We start from the raw sequence: 15,937 nt of genomic DNA on the forward strand, positions 1-15,937 counted from the left end.
GGCTCAAGCGCCGTAGAGGGTTTTCTTCCAGATCGTGGACAGGGTGGTGATGGCATCCTTGTCGCTGATCTTGATGCCCAGGTTAGAGGGACCGACGAAGACGGTGGTGAAGTTCTCGAACAGCAGGGCGATGGCCGCCGCGGTGTGTTGCGGGTCGAGCTCGGTTCCGTAGCCCTGCTCCTGGGCGCGATGGACCGAGGCGGCGACGATGTCCATGCCGAAGCGGCGGAATTCGTTCTGGACGGCCGCGAAGCGTCGCTGGGTGGCGGCCAGCTGGGCCACCGCGATCATGATGCCGATGTTCTGCTTGAACATGTTCCAATACCCGGTGACCACCGAGGTGAAGAACGCGTCGTCCTCCGGCGAGTCCGGTAGCTCGACGCTCAACCCGGACGGTGTCACCACGTCATGCAGGAAGGACTCCGCCAGTGCGGCGAGCAGGTCTTCCTTGTCGGCGAAGTAACGGTAGAACACGGCGGGCGACTTGCCGGCCGCCGACGTGATGTCGGCCAGCGTGGTGCCGTGAAAACCACGCTCGGCGAACAGCTTTCGGGCGGCCATCTCGAGGGCCTGCCGGGTCTGGCGGCCCTTGGCAGTGAGCGCCTCCGGAGCGGGCATCAGGTCCGCATCCGGTCGCCGGCCCGCAGCAGGGCGCTCGGCAGGTCATGGCCGACAACGGATCTGGCGACGCCGGCCGCGGCGATGGCGGCCTGCAGGTCGACGTCGACATCGACGCCGCTGTCGCGCAGCAGGTACACCAGGTCTTCGGTAGCGATGTTGCCGGTGGCGCCGGGCGCGAACGGGCAGCCGCCCAACCCGCCGACCGAGGCGTCCAGCCGGGTCACCCCGGAGCTGACCGCGGCGTAGGCGCTGGCCAGCCCGGAGCCGCGGGTGTTGTGGAAATGGCCACCCAGCGGCAGGTCGCCGATCACCGGACGCAGTTGCGCGATCAGCGAACTGACGCGTCCCGGGGTGGTGGTGCCGATCGTGTCGGCGATGGACAGGCGGTCGGCGCCGCGGTCGCGGGCGGCCGCGGCGATCTCGAGCACCCGCTCGGGCGGGGTGGGGCCTTCGAACGGGGAGTCCCACGCGGTGGCGATCACCACCTCGACGGTGGCAGGAACGCCGGAGGGGCCGTCGTGCGCGATCGCGACGATCTCACCGATCTGGTCGGCGGCCTCGGCGCTGGTTCGCCCGACGTTCGCCTGGCTGAAGGTGTCATCGGCGGCAACCACATACTCGATCGAGCGCAGCCCCGCCGCGACGGCTCGCTTGGCTCCGTTCGGGCTGGCGACCAGGGCGGAGAACTCGATGTCGGGGTAGTCGTGCAAGTGGGCGGCGAGCTCGGCGGCATCGGCCATCGACGGCACCTTCGACGGCGAGACGAACGCCGTGGCCTCGACCTCGCGGACCCCGGTCGCGGCGATCGCGGCCAGCAGTTCGAGCTTGGCCGACAAGGGAATCGGCGTTTCGATCTGCAGACCGTCGCGCAGTGCCACCTCGCGGATGTCGACGTGCGTCACAGCACCTCCTCGGCCCGTAACTCCTCGAGTTCCTCGGCGGTCTTGCCCAGCAGCCCGATGTAGACGTCGGCGTTGTGCTGGCCGGGACGGGCGGGCCCGGCGTTGCGCACGCGGCCCGGCGATTCCGTGAGCACCGGCACGACGCCCGGTCCCAGAACATCCCGCCCGATCCTTTCGTCGAAGTGCTCGACCAGCATGCCGCGGGCCCGCAGCTGCGGGTCGTTGACCACCTCGGCGACGGTGTTGATCGGCCCGGCGATCACCCCTGCGGCGCTGAGGGTTTCGATGATGTCGGCGGGCCGGCGTTCCGCGGCCCACGCGCCGATGATCTCGTCGAGTTCGTCCTGATTGCGGCCGCGGGCGACGTGTGTGGCGAACTGGTCGTCGGTGGCCAGCTCCGGGCGGCCCATCGCCTTGCACAGCCGGGCGAAGACGGTGTCCTGATTGGCGGCGATCACCACCCACGAGCCGTCGGCGCTGCGATAGATGTTGGACGGCGCGATGCCCTCCAGCCGCGTGCCCGACGGTCCGCGCACCACGCCGCCGACGTCGTAGTCGGGGATGGTGGATTCCTGCACGGCCAAACATGATTCGGTCAGCGCGACGTCCACCACCTGGCCGCGCCCGGTGATGCTGCGGCGGTACAGCGCCGCCATGGCTCCCTGTGCGCCGAACATGCCGGCCAGCGTGTCGCCGAGCGAGAGCGCCAGCCTGGGCGGCGGGCCGCCGGGGAAGCCGTTGAGATAGCGCAGCCCGCTAACCGCCTCGGCCACCGAGGCATAGCCGGCCTTGTGCGCGTCGGGCCCGGTCTGGCCGTAGCCGGACACCCGAACCAGGATGATGCCCGGGTTGCGGGCGCTGAGCACGTCGTAACCCAGGTCCCATTTCTCCAGCGTCCCCGGGCGGAAGTTCTCGACGATGATGTCCGACTTCTGGACGAGGTCGCAGAACAACTCGCGGCCACGCGGCCGACGGAGGTCGAGGGTGATCGCTCTCTTGTTGCGCGCGTGCACCGTCCAGAAGACGTGTTGCCCGTCGAGCTCGGCCTGACCCCAGGTGCGCAACGGGTCCTGGGCGCCGGGGGGCTCCACCTTGATGACGTCGGCGCCCATGTCGCCCAGCAGCCGACCGGCGAAAGGGCCCGCGATGAGCGTGCCCAACTCGAGCACCCGGACGCCGTCCAGCGGTCCCGCTGGGGCTGGACCGGTCATTCTTTGTCCGCGAAGTCGTGGCGGACCAGCCAGCCGGTCACGATGTCGACGGCCGCGCGCAGCTTGTCGCGCTGGTCGGGGCCGGCGTAATAGTGGGTGGCGCCGGGGATTTCGTGCATCTCCTTGTCATGATGCCCGATCGCGTCGAAGAGCCGCCGGGTGTGGCTGGGCGTGCAGGCGTCGTCGGCCAGGTTGCCGATGACCAGCGCCGGGACCGCGATGTCGGCGCCGCAGGCCACCCCGTCACCGCGGGCTTCGTCGTAACTCCATTGCGAGAGCCAGCCGCGCAGCGTGGAGAAGCGGGCCAACCCGACCGGGCTCATGTTCACCACTTGAGGATCCCCCAGGTAACAGGTTCCCGGGCTGCGTTCGTTGGGATCGACGGTCGGGTCCAGCCAGCGCGGGTCGGCCATGGTGCCGTGCACGACGAAGCAGAATTCGTCTTGCGCGCGCCCGGCCGCCTTCAGTTCGGCGAGTTTGTGCTTGACCCACGCGGTGATGCGCCGGTTGCGTTCGATCTGTGCGTTGCGGTAGCGGGCCAGGAATTCTTGGCTGTAGGGCGGCTGGTTCGGGTTGTCCGGGTTGTACAGGTCCAGCTCGGGATCGCGCTTGGTGGGGTCGGACTCGTCGAGGATGGACGCGTCGAGCCATTCGGTCAGCGTGCCGTGCCGGCTGATGTGCGCCGCCAGCAGCATGATCCCGTCGGCGGCGGGCAGGTCCAGGGCGGTCAGGTCGGGGCCGTCACCGGACGGGCTCGACGTGATCGTCGGGTGCTGGGCCTGCTGCTGGTAGAAAATCGACAACGAGCCGCCACCGCTCCACCCGGCCAACACCACTTTCTGGTAGCCCAGCCGCTTCTTGGCGTCCTTGATGCACTCGCCGAGATCCTCGACCACCTTCTCCATCAGCAGCGCCGAGTCGGTGCCGCGGAACCGGCTGTTGCAGTAGATGACGTGATGGCCGGCCCGGGCCAGCGCGCCCGTCATCGGCAGGTAGGCCCCGCCGCCGATCGGGTGCATGAACACCAGCACGGTGTCCGACGGCTTGTCTTTGGGCCTGAGCAGGTAGCTCTCCAGCACGGTGATCTCGGCCAGACCGCCGTAGACGTCGCGGACGCCGGAATTGTTCTGGAAGGCAACGAGATAGGGGATTCGTTCGTATTCGTGGCGGGTCGTCATGTTCAGTGTTGTCCTAGGTCGTGTGCCAGCACCTCGGGCGAGGGGGTCAGGCGCCGGCGGGTGTCGACGGCGATCACCTGCCAGTCGACGCGGGAATACTCGTCGAACTTGCGGCGCGCCCGTTCTCGTGCCTTCTCCGGTGCGCCGTGGTGAACGCCTTGCGGCGCATGGGAAATCAGCCCGGGGGGCATCGGGATGCCATAGAGCGAGCCGCCGTGGAAGAAGGCGATCTCGTCGTAGTCGACATTGCGGTGATACCACGGTGTGCGCTCGGTGCCGGCGACGCCTTCGGCGGGCTTCGGCAGGAAGTTCATCACGTAGACGCCGGTGGCCTGCATGAACAGGTGGACCGTCGGCGGCAGGTGGACGCTGTCGGAGGTGACCACGTTGTAGTCGGCGATGTTGAACGTGAACGGGAAGTTGTCGCCGCGCCAGCCCTCGATGTCGAGGGGATTATGTTGGTAGAACAGCGTTGTGGGGCCGCCCTCGTGGACGAGCCGGACCTCGTACTCGTCCCTGCCGTCTTGGAAAGGGTCCGGATCGATGGGCGCCGGGTCGGGGATGGTCATCTGCGACGGGTCGAACGGGAAGTGGCGGCCCAGGGGACCGGGCGGCGGCACCCGGAACTCGTCGGTCGCCTCGACCATGAGCAGCGTCGTCTCGCCATCGGGGACCTGACGCCAGGTGCACGCCTTGGGAAGGTAGACCCAGTCGCCTTCGGAGTAGCGCAGCGGCCCGAACTCGGTTTCGACCAGGCCGGCGCCCTGGTGGACGAAGCACAGCAGGTCGCCGTCGACATGGCGGGTGTAGAACGGCATCGGTTCGTGGCGGCGGCTCAACAGGATTCGGCAGTCGGCGTTGCTGAACATCAGCAGGGGCGTGCCGTCGGCGTCGGTGGCGTCACTGGGCTTGAGCTCGCCGGCCAACACGTCGACCGGGCGCAGGGGGCCGACCGACCGGTAGGCGGTGGGGTCGTGGCGGCGGTAAAGGATCGCCGTGCGGCCGGTGAATCCGCCGCGGCCCAGCTCGTCGTCCTTGAGCCCGTCCAGATCGGCATGGAGCCGGCGTGGCGTTTTCCCTTTTCGCAAGTGAACGAAGGATTCCATGGCTGACTCCCGGCTCGGGTGGCGGCTAAAACTGAAAGTGACATTACTTTTTGTTCCTGGCGTGCACAAGGCCGGGCGGCAGTTCGTCAGCAGTCACACAGGCCACGCCCGTCCCTGGCCGGGAATGGCATCCGATGTGCCCGCCTCACAGCGAAAAACCCGCCGGACGCCATGCCGGGGCCTGGTTGTCGCTCGGAGGCGGGCAAAGAGCCGATACCTTTCGGACCGGGGCTGGTGGGGCGGGTGTGCATCGCTTCAGTCGCGGACGCGCACCACAACCTTGCCCTTGGCGGTGCGGTGCTCCAGGGAAGCGACCGCGGCGGCGGCCTCGTCCAAGGGGTAGACCTCCGGGGTGGGGGGAGCGAGCCGGCCCGAGGCGAGAAGCTTTTCGAGTCCGGCCCACTGCTCGGCCAGCGCGTTGGGATGGGTCGCCGTCCAGGCGCCCCAGCCCACGCCGACCACGTCAATGTTGTTGAGCAGCAACCGGTTAACCTTCACCGTCGGAATGTCGCCCCCGGTGAAGCCGACGACCAGCAGCCGTCCGCCCGGGGCGAGCGAGCGCAGCGAGTCGGTGAACCGGTCGCCGCCGACCGGGTCGAGTACGACGTCGACGCCGCGGCCCCCGGTGAGCTCCTTGACGGCGTCCTTGAACCCGGCGGCCAGCACCACGTCGGTGGCCCCGGCGGCGGTCGCGACGTCCGCCTTCTTCTCGGTGCTGACGACCGCGATGGTGCGCGACGCGCCGAGCAACGACGCCAGGCGCAGGGTCGACGTCCCGATGCCGCCGGCGGCGCCGTGCACCAGCACCGTCTCGCCCTGGGCCAGTCGGCCGCGCACCGTCAGGGCGAAATACACCGTGAGGTCGTTGAACAGCAGCCCGGCGCCGGCCTCGAAACTCACGTTGTCGGGGAGCTTGAACACCCGGTCGGGCTGCAGGATCGCCACCTCGGCCATGCCGCCGGACAGCATCGTCAACCCGACGACCCGGTCACCGGCCTTCACGTGTGCGTCGTCCGGCGCCGAACGCACCACGCCGGCGATCTCGGCCCCCAGCACGAACGGCGGCTCGGGGCGGTACTGGTAGAGGCCCCGGGTCAGTAGGGCGTCCGGGAAGGCGGCGCCGGCGGCGTACACATCGACGACCACGCCGTCACCCGACGGTTCGTCGACCTCCGCCACCTCGATCGCGTCCGGACCGTCCAGCCGAATCACCCGTGCAGCTCGCATGGTCGGTCAGCCTACTGCCGACTCAGAATCCGCCGGTGACCCGCACCACCGCCCGCCCGGTGAACTTGCCGGCGCGCACCTGATCCAGCACATCGACCACGTCTTTGACGTCGACGTCGCTGGTGAGTGCGTCGAGATGACGCGGCCGCAACGAATCGCCCAGCAGCGCCCACAGTTTGCGGCGCGGGCCGATCGGCATCTGCACCGAATCCATCCCCAGCAGCGCGATGCCGCGCAGGATGAACGGCATCACCGTGGTCTTCAATGCCGGACCACCGGTGAGGCCGCTACAGGCCACCGCACCGCCGTAGTCGACGGCGCTGAGCACGTCGGCCAGCGTCGCGCCGCCGACGCAGTCCACCGCGGCCGCCCAGCGCGCCTTGGCCAGCGGCCGCGGTTTGGCGTCGGGGTCTTCCGGCAGCCGCCCGATAACCTCCGCGGCGCCAAGCTCTTTCAGCAGCCCCGCCGCCCCCTCTTTGCCGGTCGAGGCGACCACTCGATACCCCTTGGCGGCCAACAGGTCCACGCTGACCGAGCCGACGCCGCCGGATGCGCCGGTCACTACCACCGACCCGGCGCCCGGTTCGACTCCCCAATTGATCAGCGCCTGCACGCTCATCGCGCCGGTGAAGCCGGCGGTGCCGATCGCGGCGCCCTCGTGCGGGCTCAACGAGCCGAGGGCGACGACCTGGTCCGCCGGCAGCCGCGCGTATTCGGCGTAGCCGCCGTGGTGGCCGGTGCCGATCTGATATCCGTGGGCCAGCACCTCCTCGCCGACGGTGAAGTCGGGTGACCCAGACTCGACAACCTCGCCGGTCAGGTCGATGCCCGGCACCACCGGGTAACTGCGCACCACGCCGCCGCCGGGCGTCAGCGCCAGCGCATCCTTGTAGTTGACGCTCGAATAGAGCACCCGGATCGTCACCTCACCGGGCGGCAGGTCCGACTGGCTCATAGTCTCGACCGACGCGGTTATCCGGTCACCATCTTCGCGAGCGACGAGCGCTTGAAACGTGTCCATCCCTCGACGCTAACCTCACCGTATGGATTCCTTTCCACTCGGTCGCTTTTCGGTCTCCCGGGTGGGCTTCGGCGCCATGCAGTTGCCGGGCCCGAACGCGTTCGGCCCGCCGGGGGACCGCGACGAAGCGCTGGCCGTGCTGCGGAGGGCGGTCGAACTCGGCGTCGACCACATCGACACCGCCCAGTTCTACGGTCCCGACATCGCCAACGAGCTCATCCGCGAGGCGCTGCACCCGTATCCGGAGAACCTGGCGCTGGTGAGCAAGGTGGGCGGGCGTCGCGACGACGCCGGCGGCTGGCTGCCGGTCAACGCGCCGGCCGACCTGCGCCGCGACATCGAGACGAATCTGCGGGCCCTCGGCGTCGAGCAGTTGGCCGCGGTCAACCTGCGCGTGTTCGAAAGCGACGCGCCGGATCAGCTGTTCGACGACCAGCTGTCGGTCATGATCGAAGCCCGTGACGAGGGGCTGATCGGCGGCATCGGGCTGAGCAACGTCAACCACGAACACCTACTGCATGCCTGCGAGCGCACCGAAATCGCCTGCGTGCAAAACGCGTTCAATGTGGTTCAGCGCGAGTCGGAGCCGGTGCTTGCCGAGTGCACAGCGCGCGGGATCGCGTTCGTTCCGTTCTTCCCCCTGGGGGCGGCCTTCATGCGGCCGAACCCGGTCCTCACTCATCAAGTCGTGGTCGACGCCGCCGAGCGGCTCGGGCGTACGCCGGCGCAGGTCGCGCTGGCGTGGACGCTGAGCCTGGCGCCCAACGTGCTGCTGATCCCGGGAACGTCGTCGGTGCGACACCTCGAGGAGAACCTCGACGTCGCGTCCATCGAACTCGACGACGACGTGCGCGAACGGCTGAACGCGGTCGCTACTTGAGCTCGGCCGACGACAGCCCCAGCAGGCGGCGGGCGACCACCAACTGCTGGATCTGCTGCGTGCCCTCGAAGATGTCCAGGATCTTGGAGTCGCGTGCCCACTTCTCCAGCATCGATTGCTCGGAATAGCCTGTGGTGCCAGCCAATTCGACGGTCTTGAGAGTGACGTCGCTGGCCATGCGGCCGGCCTTCGCCTTACTCATCGACGCCTCTTTGGAGTTGGGGATCTTGTTGTCGGCCTGCCAGGCCGCCCGCAGCGCCAGCAGGTAGGCGGCCTCCCAGTCGGCCTCCATCCGCAGGAACTCGGCCGCCGCGGCGCTCTGGGCATGCGACGGTTTGTCGTAGGAGATCTCCACGCCGGCCTCGGTGAGGATCTTGCGGATCTCCTCCAGGGCGGCGCGACCGACCCCGATGGCCATGGCGGCCACGATGGGCCGGGTGTTGTCGAACGTCTCCATCACACCGGAAAAGCCCTTGCCGACTTCGATTTCCGGGTTCCCCAGCAGGTTCTCCCTGGGGATACGGACGTTGTCGAACCGGATAGCCGCGGTGTCGGAGCCCTTGATGCCGAGCTTGCGTTCGAGCCGCTCGACCGTGACACCGGGGTGCTCGCGCGGCACGATGAACGACTTGATCGCCGCACGCCCCTGCGACTTGTCCAGCGTGGCCCACACCACGATGTGAGTGGCGCGCGAACCGGCGGTGACGTAGATCTTTTCGCCGTTGATCACGTACTCATCGCCGTCCAGCCTGGCGGTGGTCGACACCGCCGCCGAGTCCGAACCGAAGCCCGGCTCGGTGATGGCCATCGCCGCCCACACCTTGCCCAACCGTTCCAGCTGTTCTTCGGTGGCCACGGCGGAGATGGCCGCGTTGCCCAAGCCCTGATAGGGGACCGACAGCATCATCGCGACGTCGCCCCAGCAGGCCTCCAGGGTCTGCAGCAGCGCAGCCATGTTGGCGCCGTTGTGGTTCTGGTCCCTGTCCTGGTTTTCATCGCCCAGGTTGTCGGCCCCGGCGAATTCGATCGATTCCGATGCTCCGGCGAACAGGTTGTACAGCGTGTCGAGTTCGACCGGGTAGGCGTGTTCGGAGAGGTCGTACTTGCGCGCGATCGGCCGCATCAGCTCCGCGGCGCCCTGATGGGTCTTGACGACGACCGCTTGCAGCTTGCGGGGCAGTTCCAGATTGATTGCCATGATTGGTCTTTCGGTAGTCCGGGTCTGATAACGGCCTAGATGACCACGACGCCCTCGGCCACGCCGATGGCCCGCAGGTCGCGATACCAACGCTCGACCGGGTGTTCTTTCGTAAAGCCGTGGCCGCCGAGCAACTGCACACCGTCCAGGCCGATCTGCATGCCCTTGTCGGCCCCCAGCCGCTTGGCCAGCGCCGCCTCGCGAACGAAGGGGAGGCCCTGTTCGGCCCGGGCCGCGCCGCGCCAGGTGATCAACCGCAGCCCGTCCAGTTCGATCGCGATGTTGGCGCACATGAACGCGACGGCCTGACGGTGCGCGATCGGCTCCCCGAAGGCCTCGCGCTCCTTCACGTAGGGCACGACGTAGTCGAGCACCGCGTGCGAGGTGCCCACCGCCAGCGCCGCCCAGCCCAGCCGGGACAGCGCGATGGCCTCCGAGTAGTCGTCATCGGTCGCCTCGTCCTCGCCAAGCCGCGCACTCAGCGGAACGGTGACGCCGGACAGCTCGACGTGGCCCAGGGCCGCCGCGCGGATGCCCATGCTCGGATCGGCCTTGACGGTAAGGCCTTTCGTCGACGACTCGACGATGAACAGGGCGGGCCTGCCGTCCAGCTGCGCGCCGACGATGAACAGCTCCGCTTCGGCCGCCGCCGGGACCAGCGACTTGACGCCGTCGAGGCGGTAGCCGCTCGGTGTGCGCACCGCGGTGGTATTCAGGCGGGTGGGGTCGAACAGCGGTTGCGGCTCGGCGATGGCGACGCAGGCCTGGGGAACGTTCTCGCCGGCGAACTCGTGCAGATAGGTGGCCTGCTGGTCCGCGCTGCCCCAGTGGGTCAGTGCTGCGGCCACGCCCCCGGGGGCCAGGATCGGCAACGCGAGACCCATGTCGCCGTAGGCGAGCGCCTCGGCCACCAGCACGTTGGTCACGTTGGAGCGGTGGGCGGCGATGCCGTCGAAGTCCTCCGGGATGTTGATCGCGGTGATGCCCAACTCGGCGGCCTTGGCGATCAGGTCGGGCGGGTAGGTCGCCGCCTCGTCGGCATCGTGCGCCGCGGGCCGCAGCACCTCCTCGGCGAATTCGTTGAGCGTCTCGACGATCATCTTCTGGTCGTCGTCGGGCGTCAGGTCGAAGTAGTCCTTGCCGCTCGACTTCAGCCGCGTCGGTCCGCCGCGCAGATTCTGCAGCCGTTTGAACTGGCGGGAGGCGGCCGCGGCCGTGGAGAAGACGGTCTTGGTGCCGTACTGCAGCCCCCGATTGACCGGGTCACGCAGGCGGTACTTGTCCAGGAATTCCTGGCCCATCAGCGGGGTGAGCAGCGCGATGGCGATGTCGACGCCGGTGCGCTTGTGGGGTTGCAGCCCGACCGCGCTCTGCTGGTCTTTCCGTTTGCGGCGCGAGCGGGCGGATTTCGAACTCTGTGTTGAACCGGAACCAGTGTCGGTCATGTCGGCAGCCTGTAGTAGTCGGGGCAGTGCGGATAAGCCTATCTTACTCCGGAGTAAGATCACAGAGAACAGTTGTTAACTAATTCACAGACCGCCGGCGTCGAGGCTGCGAAGCACGGGTTCATGCAGCGGCCCGTTGGTCGCCACCGCGCTGCCGCGATGCGGCCCCGCGACGCCGTCCAGGCCGGTGAACGTCCCGCCCGCCTCGCGCACCAGGACATCGAGGGCCGCGAGGTCCCAGACGGACACCTCGGGTTCGGTGGCGATGTCGACCGCCCCCTCGGCCACCAAACAGTAGGAGAGGAAGTCGCCGAAGGCGCGCACCCGCCAAACGGCGTCGGTCAGCGAGATGAAGCGTTCCCGTAGGCCGCGTTGCGCCCAGCCGGACAGGCTGGAGAATGACAGGCTGGCCGAATCCAACTGTCCCACCGAGGAAACCGAGAGCCGCCGCGGCGGCGCACCGTCGACCGCGACGAAGGCGCCCTCACCGCGGGCCGCCCACCACCGACGCTGCAGAGCGGGTGCGCTGACGACGCCGACCGTGGGCACGCCGTCTTCGAGGAGCGCGATCAGACTGGCCCAGACCGGCACGCCGCGCACGAAGTTCTTGGTGCCGTCGATGGGGTCGATGATCCACTGGCGTCCGCTGAAAGTGGTGGTTCCGCCAAACTCCTCGCCGACGACGCTGTCGTGCGGCCGCTCGCGACCGAGCGCCTCCCGCAGGCCGGTCTCCACCGCGCGATCGGCGTCGGTGACCGGCGTCAGGTCCGGCTTGGTGTCGACGCGCAGGTCGAGCGCACCGAATCGGGCCGACGTCAGCGCGTCGGCGCGGTCGGCCAGCGTCAGCGCCAACGTCACATCGTCCCGACTCATGACGCAGTCCTATCACGGCCCTACCATGGCGGCGTGTGGGAATTCGGTGTGCTGATCCTGTTGGTGGCCGTCTTGGCGGTTGCCCTCGCCCAGCGATTCCTCCCACGCGGCCCCCGCGGCGAGGTGCTGAACGGCACGCTGCTGGTCACCGGGGTGAGCCCGCGCCCGGATGCCACCGGTGAACAGTTCGTCACCATCGCCGGTGTGATCAACGGGCCCACAATCAGCGAACACGCGGTGTATCAGCGCATGGCGGTCGATGTCGACCAATGGCCGACCATGGGCCAGTTGCTTCCGGTGGTGTACTCGCCGAAAAACCCCGACAACTGGAGATTCGCACCGCCCGAGCCACCCCCGGTCTAGCTCCCCTCAGCCGGCCGCGGGCGGGCGCGTGATGACCGTCGCGCTCGCGATCACCCGCGGTTGTTGAAGTTGTCGACCACGCTCCGTAGTACCTCCGGGTGCCGCAAAAACGGCGTGATGATGTCCACCGGCAGCGGGAAGACGACGGTCGAATTCTGGTCCGCGCCCAACTCCAACAGCGTCTGCAGATAACGCAATTGCAGCGAGGCGGGGCTCTTCGAGAGGGTCTCTGCCGCTTCCCGCAGCTCTTCGGAAGCCTGCAATTCTCCGCGCGCGTTGATGACCTTGGCGCGGCGTTCCCGTTCGGCCTCGGCTTCGCGGGCCATCGCCCGCTGCATCGACTCGGGAATCTCGACGTCTTTGATCTCCACGACGCGGACCTGCACGCCCCAGGGTTCGGTCTGCTTTTCGATGATCGTGCGCAGGTCGCTGTTGAGGTCCTCCCGGTGTGCCAGCAGGGTGTCCAGGTCGGCCCGGCCGAGTAGCGAACGCAGCGTCGTCTGGGCGATCTGGGAGGTGGCCACCGCGTAGTTCTCCACCGCCAGAATCGCTTTCAGCGGCTCCATCACCTGGAACATGACGACGGCGTTGACCCGGGCCGGCACGTTGTCGCGGGTGATCACCTCCTGCGGGGGAATGGTCAACGTCACCAGTCGCTGGTCCACCCGGATCATCGTGTCCAAAAACGGGATGAGGAAACGAAGTCCGGGACCGTACAGCGGGCGCACATGCCCCATCCGGAAGACGACTCCGCGTTCGTACTCGCGCAGCACGGCCAGCGACCACCTCGCGAGCACGGCGAGCGTGACAATCCCGGCGACGACGACGATCACGACGGCGGTCATGTTGTCTTGCCCTCCTTGCTTTCCCAGCCGCCCCAGCGAGTGGAATATTTGTCTATCGCCGCGGCCGCCTGGTCCTCGAGCGCGGTGCGGTGCGGGAGGTGGTCCGGTGCGTTGGCCGGGGTGTTCCACAAGTGGCGGACCAGCGGCAGGCCGAGCAGCGCGACGACTCCGACGGTTCCGGTCAAGACCAACACGTCGGCGCCCGAGTGGTTGGCGACCAACGTGGCCAGCGGCAGCACGATTCCGAAGCCGGCCACGCAGCAGGCGATCCCGCGGTGGAACCGCCCCGCATCCGAATGCGGCCACGGGTCCACCTCGCGGCTGACCTCCCGGCCGTGATCGGACGTCGTGCAACTGGACTTGACGGGACAGCTGTTGCACACCACCGGTTGGGCGCGATAGCGCATGACCCGGTGCCGCGGATCGAACGAAGTCGGCCACAGCCAATGATCCTGTGGACACACCCAGGCGTCATGGTCGGGCCGGTAGGTGAATTGGCCTGTGCGCCAACAGGCCGCGCGCGCCGAGGCCCGTCGGGCCATCGAGTCGAAACTCCAGCCGATGGCCAGTAGGGCAAGGGAATAGCCGGCGATCAGCCATACGGTGGCAGCCGGTTGAGTCACAGCTCAGTCCTTCGCCGACACCGCGGCACCGGCCTCCGGCTCGGTTGGGGCTTCGACGTACAGGGGGTGTTCGGGCAATTCCTGAACCGTTGAACCCGTGCGGAAATTGCGCAAGGCGGTCAACGCGATCCAGACGAACGGCAGCACGCCGCCGACGATCAGGATGATGTCGCCCGGCATCCGCAGCCATTCGATCACCGCATTGCCGGGTCTGGTGATGTAGCCCAGCGAACGAGCCTCGAAGTAGCCGTCGTTGACCGAGTGGTAGAGCTGCAGGACGCCCAGCGGCAACAGGGTGACGAACACCATCCACGCGAGACCAATGTTCATGCACCAGAACGAAGTTCGAGCCAACTTCTCCGGCCATTTGTCGGCCGGGATCACGTAGCGGAAAGCGAACATGGCCAGGCCGACGGCAAGCATGCCGTAGACCCCCATCATCGCGCCGTGGGCGTGGTTGGCGGTCAGCGCGGTGCCGATTTGGTAGTAGGACACGATCGGCAGATTGATCAGGAAGCCGAAGATGCCGGCCCCCAAGAAGTTCCAGAATCCGACCGCCACCAGGAACATCACCGCCCAGCGATGCGGGAAGGGGTTGGAGTCGCCCGACTGCTGCCGCGAACCCAGCTGCAGGAACGCCCACGCCTCGACGGTGAGGAAGGTCAACGGAATGACCTCGGCCGCCGAGAAGAACGCGCCCAGCGCCATGTGTTCCACCGGGGTGCCCGAGAAGTACAGGTGGTGCATGGTCCCGATGACGCCGCCCGCGGAGTACAGGATGACGTCAAGGAAGATCACGCCCAGCGCGATCCGTTCGCGCACCACGCCTAGCAACACGAACATGTAGGCCACCATCACGGTGGTGAACAGCTCGAGGAAGTCCTCCACCCACAGGTGCACCACCCAGAAACGCCAGAATTCGGCGACGGTGTAATGCGTGCCGCTGCTGGCCAATAGCCCGACGGTGTAGAACGCCGGGATCGCCAGTCCGGAGAAGAAGAACAACCACGGCATGTTCATCTTCGATTCGCCTTTGAGCCGGGCACGCATGCCCCGGAAGATGATCGCAATCCACACGAACATGCCGACGATCAGCAGGATCTGAAACAGCCGCGGCAGGTCGAGGTACTCCCACTGCTGGGAGAGGAACCCATGCGGGATCACTCCGTAGATCGAGAGCGCCTCGCAGATCAGCGAACCGAACACCACCACAGCGACCGCGCCCAGCAGCACGTAGGCCAGCAGGCCCTGACGGCGCGGCTCGCGGCGCGCGATGAACGGCACCAGGAAGATGCCACCGGCAAGAAATGCCGCCGCGGTCCAGAACAGCGCCAGTTGCACATGCCACGTGCGGGCCAGGTTGTACGGCAGGATCCGGGCAAGGTCCAATCCGAAGAAGTTCGACAAGTCGGCCCGGTAATGCTCGGCCGCCGCACCCAGCAGCGTCTGTGCCAGAAACAACACCGACACGATGGCGAAGAACCAGATGGTGGCCCGCTGCGCCGGCGTCAGGCTCACCTGGCCCGGTTGACGGAACGACAGCGTGGATCCCTCGGCGCCGTGCCAGCCGACTTTCTGGCTCCACCGCCCGTAGACCGCGAACATGATGCCGATGCCACCGAGCAACGCGATGAGCGACAGCGCCGACCACACGATCACCGGCGCGGTGGGCCCGTTGTCGACGCGTGATTCGGCCGGCCAGTTGTTGGTGTAGCTGTACTTGTGGCCGGGGCGTTCTGCCGCGCCCGCCCAAGCAGTCCAGGCGAAGAACGCCGTCAGGTCGTGGATCTGCGTCTTGTCGGTGATCATCTGGGGCAGCAGTCCGTATTTGGTCGAGTTCTCGCCGAAGAAACCGGCGTAGTGGCGCTGAATGCGGTCGAACGCCGCGGCCTGCCGGTCGGTGAAGACCAACGTCTTGGTGTTGGCGTTGTAGCGATTGGTGCGGAACTCCGTGACCACCCGGTCATGCGGGTCGGCCACCCCTTGCGCGCGCAGCTGATCGCCGACGTCCTGCGTCGCCATCCGCAGGTATTCCGCGGTGTAGTCAGGTCCCAGGTATGCGCCGTGCCCCAGCACCGAGCCGTATTCCATGAGGCCGCGAGTCTGGTAGAGCTCCTGCCCGCGGGTGATGTCGTCGCCGGTGAACAGCGGCTGGCCCGACTCGTTGACGACCTTGTCCGGCATTGGCATCGACGCCGAGTACGTGCGGTAGGCCAGGATGCCCATGACCAGGAAGCCGAAGATCATCACCAGGGCGACGCCCTGAATCCAGCCTTTGCCTACCAGGGGCTGCGAGGATGCCTGTTGAACGGTCGGTTGAGCGGCCATATGCGAGTTCTCCCGTCTACAAGCATGAATTCGGTTGTCGTGCCGGTGGGAACGCCAACCTCGCCGCCGCCGGTCCGTAGTGGCCAAGGGCCTCAATTTCGGGACCAATGCCCCTG

Annotated in this window: 15 protein-coding genes; 2 read left to right on the top strand and 13 right to left on the bottom strand. The window is 67.6% G+C overall.

Annotated elements, in window-relative coordinates; translation table 11 throughout:
* Positions 1-3: 3 nt before the first annotated feature.
* The 7 genes from A5678_RS11275 to A5678_RS11305 all read right to left on the bottom strand — a co-directional run bounded on the left by A5678_RS11275 (position 4) and on the right by A5678_RS11305 (position 7,266).
* Positions 4-618 (bottom strand): TetR/AcrR family transcriptional regulator, encoded by a 615-nt coding sequence (locus tag A5678_RS11275; protein WP_082945508.1) that lies wholly within the window; start codon positions 616-618, stop codon positions 4-6.
* Complete coding sequence (locus A5678_RS11280) at positions 618-1,523, bottom strand: hydroxymethylglutaryl-CoA lyase (RefSeq protein ID WP_068042160.1); 906 nt, start codon at positions 1,521-1,523, stop codon at positions 618-620. Before A5678_RS11280 ends, A5678_RS11275 begins: the two co-directional genes overlap by 1 nt.
* Positions 1,520-2,734, bottom strand: coding sequence for a CaiB/BaiF CoA-transferase family protein (locus A5678_RS11285; protein ID WP_068042164.1), 1,215 nt, complete (start codon positions 2,732-2,734; stop codon positions 1,520-1,522). Before A5678_RS11285 ends, A5678_RS11280 begins: the two co-directional genes overlap by 4 nt.
* Entirely contained in the window at positions 2,731-3,912 is a 1,182-nt protein-coding gene (locus tag A5678_RS11290) for an alpha/beta fold hydrolase (RefSeq protein WP_068042167.1), read from the bottom strand. Before A5678_RS11290 ends, A5678_RS11285 begins: the two co-directional genes overlap by 4 nt.
* Positions 3,913-3,914: 2 nt before the next feature.
* Complete coding sequence (locus A5678_RS11295) at positions 3,915-5,018, bottom strand: homogentisate 1,2-dioxygenase (protein ID WP_068042170.1); 1,104 nt, start codon at positions 5,016-5,018, stop codon at positions 3,915-3,917.
* A 255-nt stretch (positions 5,019-5,273) separates the two neighbouring features.
* Positions 5,274-6,245 carry an NADPH:quinone oxidoreductase family protein gene (locus A5678_RS11300; RefSeq protein ID WP_068042173.1) on the bottom strand — a complete coding sequence of 324 codons (972 nt, stop codon included), beginning with the start codon at positions 6,243-6,245 and terminating at the stop codon, positions 5,274-5,276.
* 22 nt (positions 6,246-6,267) lie between these two features.
* On the bottom strand, positions 6,268-7,266 hold the full coding sequence (locus A5678_RS11305) for an acryloyl-CoA reductase (RefSeq protein ID WP_068042175.1): 999 nt from the start codon (positions 7,264-7,266) through the stop codon (positions 6,268-6,270).
* A 22-nt stretch (positions 7,267-7,288) separates the two neighbouring features.
* On the opposite strand from A5678_RS11305, the gene A5678_RS11310 reads away from it, so the two are divergent.
* Entirely contained in the window at positions 7,289-8,146 is an 858-nt protein-coding gene (locus A5678_RS11310; protein WP_068042178.1) for an oxidoreductase, read from the top strand.
* Here A5678_RS11310 and A5678_RS11315 read toward each other — a convergent pair.
* The 3 genes from A5678_RS11315 to hisN all read right to left on the bottom strand — a co-directional run bounded on the left by A5678_RS11315 (position 8,139) and on the right by hisN (position 11,662).
* Complete coding sequence (locus A5678_RS11315; protein WP_068042180.1) at positions 8,139-9,344, bottom strand: acyl-CoA dehydrogenase family protein; 1,206 nt, start codon at positions 9,342-9,344, stop codon at positions 8,139-8,141. The genes A5678_RS11310 and A5678_RS11315 overlap by 8 nt on opposite strands.
* 35 nt (positions 9,345-9,379) lie before the next feature.
* Positions 9,380-10,789, bottom strand: a complete 1,410-nt coding sequence (locus tag A5678_RS11320) for an acyl-CoA dehydrogenase family protein (RefSeq protein ID WP_068042183.1) — start codon at positions 10,787-10,789, stop codon at positions 9,380-9,382.
* Between the two features lie 84 nt (positions 10,790-10,873).
* The gene (hisN, locus tag A5678_RS11325; protein WP_068042185.1) at positions 10,874-11,662 is read right to left on the bottom strand and encodes a histidinol-phosphatase; all 789 of its coding nucleotides are present in this window, start codon (positions 11,660-11,662) and stop codon (positions 10,874-10,876) included.
* Positions 11,663-11,695: 33 nt separating this feature from the next.
* On the opposite strand from hisN, the gene A5678_RS11330 reads away from it, so the two are divergent.
* The gene (locus tag A5678_RS11330; RefSeq protein ID WP_068042188.1) at positions 11,696-12,025 is read left to right on the top strand and encodes a hypothetical protein; all 330 of its coding nucleotides are present in this window, start codon (positions 11,696-11,698) and stop codon (positions 12,023-12,025) included.
* Positions 12,026-12,075: 50 nt separating this feature from the next.
* On the opposite strand, the gene A5678_RS11335 is transcribed toward A5678_RS11330, so the two are convergent.
* Genes A5678_RS11335 through A5678_RS11345 form a run of 3 tightly spaced genes read right to left on the bottom strand, consistent with a single transcriptional unit; the run spans position 12,076 to position 15,821 of the window.
* Complete coding sequence (locus A5678_RS11335) at positions 12,076-12,870, bottom strand: slipin family protein (RefSeq protein ID WP_068042190.1); 795 nt, start codon at positions 12,868-12,870, stop codon at positions 12,076-12,078.
* Positions 12,867-13,493 (bottom strand): hypothetical protein, encoded by a 627-nt coding sequence (locus tag A5678_RS11340; protein WP_068042192.1) that lies wholly within the window; start codon positions 13,491-13,493, stop codon positions 12,867-12,869. The genes A5678_RS11335 and A5678_RS11340 overlap by 4 nt, the downstream gene beginning before the upstream one ends.
* Positions 13,494-13,496: 3 nt before the next feature.
* Positions 13,497-15,821 carry a nitric-oxide reductase large subunit gene (locus A5678_RS11345; protein WP_068042195.1) on the bottom strand — a complete coding sequence of 775 codons (2,325 nt, stop codon included), beginning with the start codon at positions 15,819-15,821 and terminating at the stop codon, positions 13,497-13,499.
* Positions 15,822-15,937 lie beyond the last annotated feature (116 nt).

It is taken from the genome of Mycobacterium sp. E2733, assembly GCF_001667585.1.
Taxonomy (GTDB): Bacteria; Actinomycetota; Actinomycetes; order Mycobacteriales; family Mycobacteriaceae; genus Mycobacterium.

Bases quoted from the DNA above. Each gene is read 5' to 3' on its own strand.
- A5678_RS11275 (WP_082945508.1), bottom strand. From the start codon at position 618: ATGCCCGCTCCGGAGGCGCTCACTGCCAAGGGCCGCCAGACCCGGCAG.
- A5678_RS11285 (WP_068042164.1), bottom strand. From the start codon at position 2,734: ATGACCGGTCCAGCCCCAGCGGGACCGCTGGACGGCGTCCGGGTGCTC.
- A5678_RS11290 (WP_068042167.1), bottom strand. From the start codon at position 3,912: ATGACGACCCGCCACGAATACGAACGAATCCCCTATCTCGTTGCCTTC.
- A5678_RS11295 (WP_068042170.1), bottom strand. From the start codon at position 5,018: ATGGAATCCTTCGTTCACTTGCGAAAAGGGAAAACGCCACGCCGGCTC.
- A5678_RS11300 (WP_068042173.1), bottom strand. From the start codon at position 6,245: ATGCGAGCTGCACGGGTGATTCGGCTGGACGGTCCGGACGCGATCGAG.
- A5678_RS11305 (WP_068042175.1), bottom strand. From the start codon at position 7,266: ATGGACACGTTTCAAGCGCTCGTCGCTCGCGAAGATGGTGACCGGATA.
- A5678_RS11310 (WP_068042178.1), top strand. From the start codon at position 7,289: ATGGATTCCTTTCCACTCGGTCGCTTTTCGGTCTCCCGGGTGGGCTTC.
- A5678_RS11315 (WP_068042180.1), bottom strand. From the start codon at position 9,344: ATGGCAATCAATCTGGAACTGCCCCGCAAGCTGCAAGCGGTCGTCGTC.
- A5678_RS11320 (WP_068042183.1), bottom strand. From the start codon at position 10,789: ATGACCGACACTGGTTCCGGTTCAACACAGAGTTCGAAATCCGCCCGC.
- hisN (WP_068042185.1), bottom strand. From the start codon at position 11,662: ATGAGTCGGGACGATGTGACGTTGGCGCTGACGCTGGCCGACCGCGCC.
- A5678_RS11335 (WP_068042190.1), bottom strand. From the start codon at position 12,870: ATGACCGCCGTCGTGATCGTCGTCGTCGCCGGGATTGTCACGCTCGCC.
- A5678_RS11345 (WP_068042195.1), bottom strand. From the start codon at position 15,821: ATGGCCGCTCAACCGACCGTTCAACAGGCATCCTCGCAGCCCCTGGTA.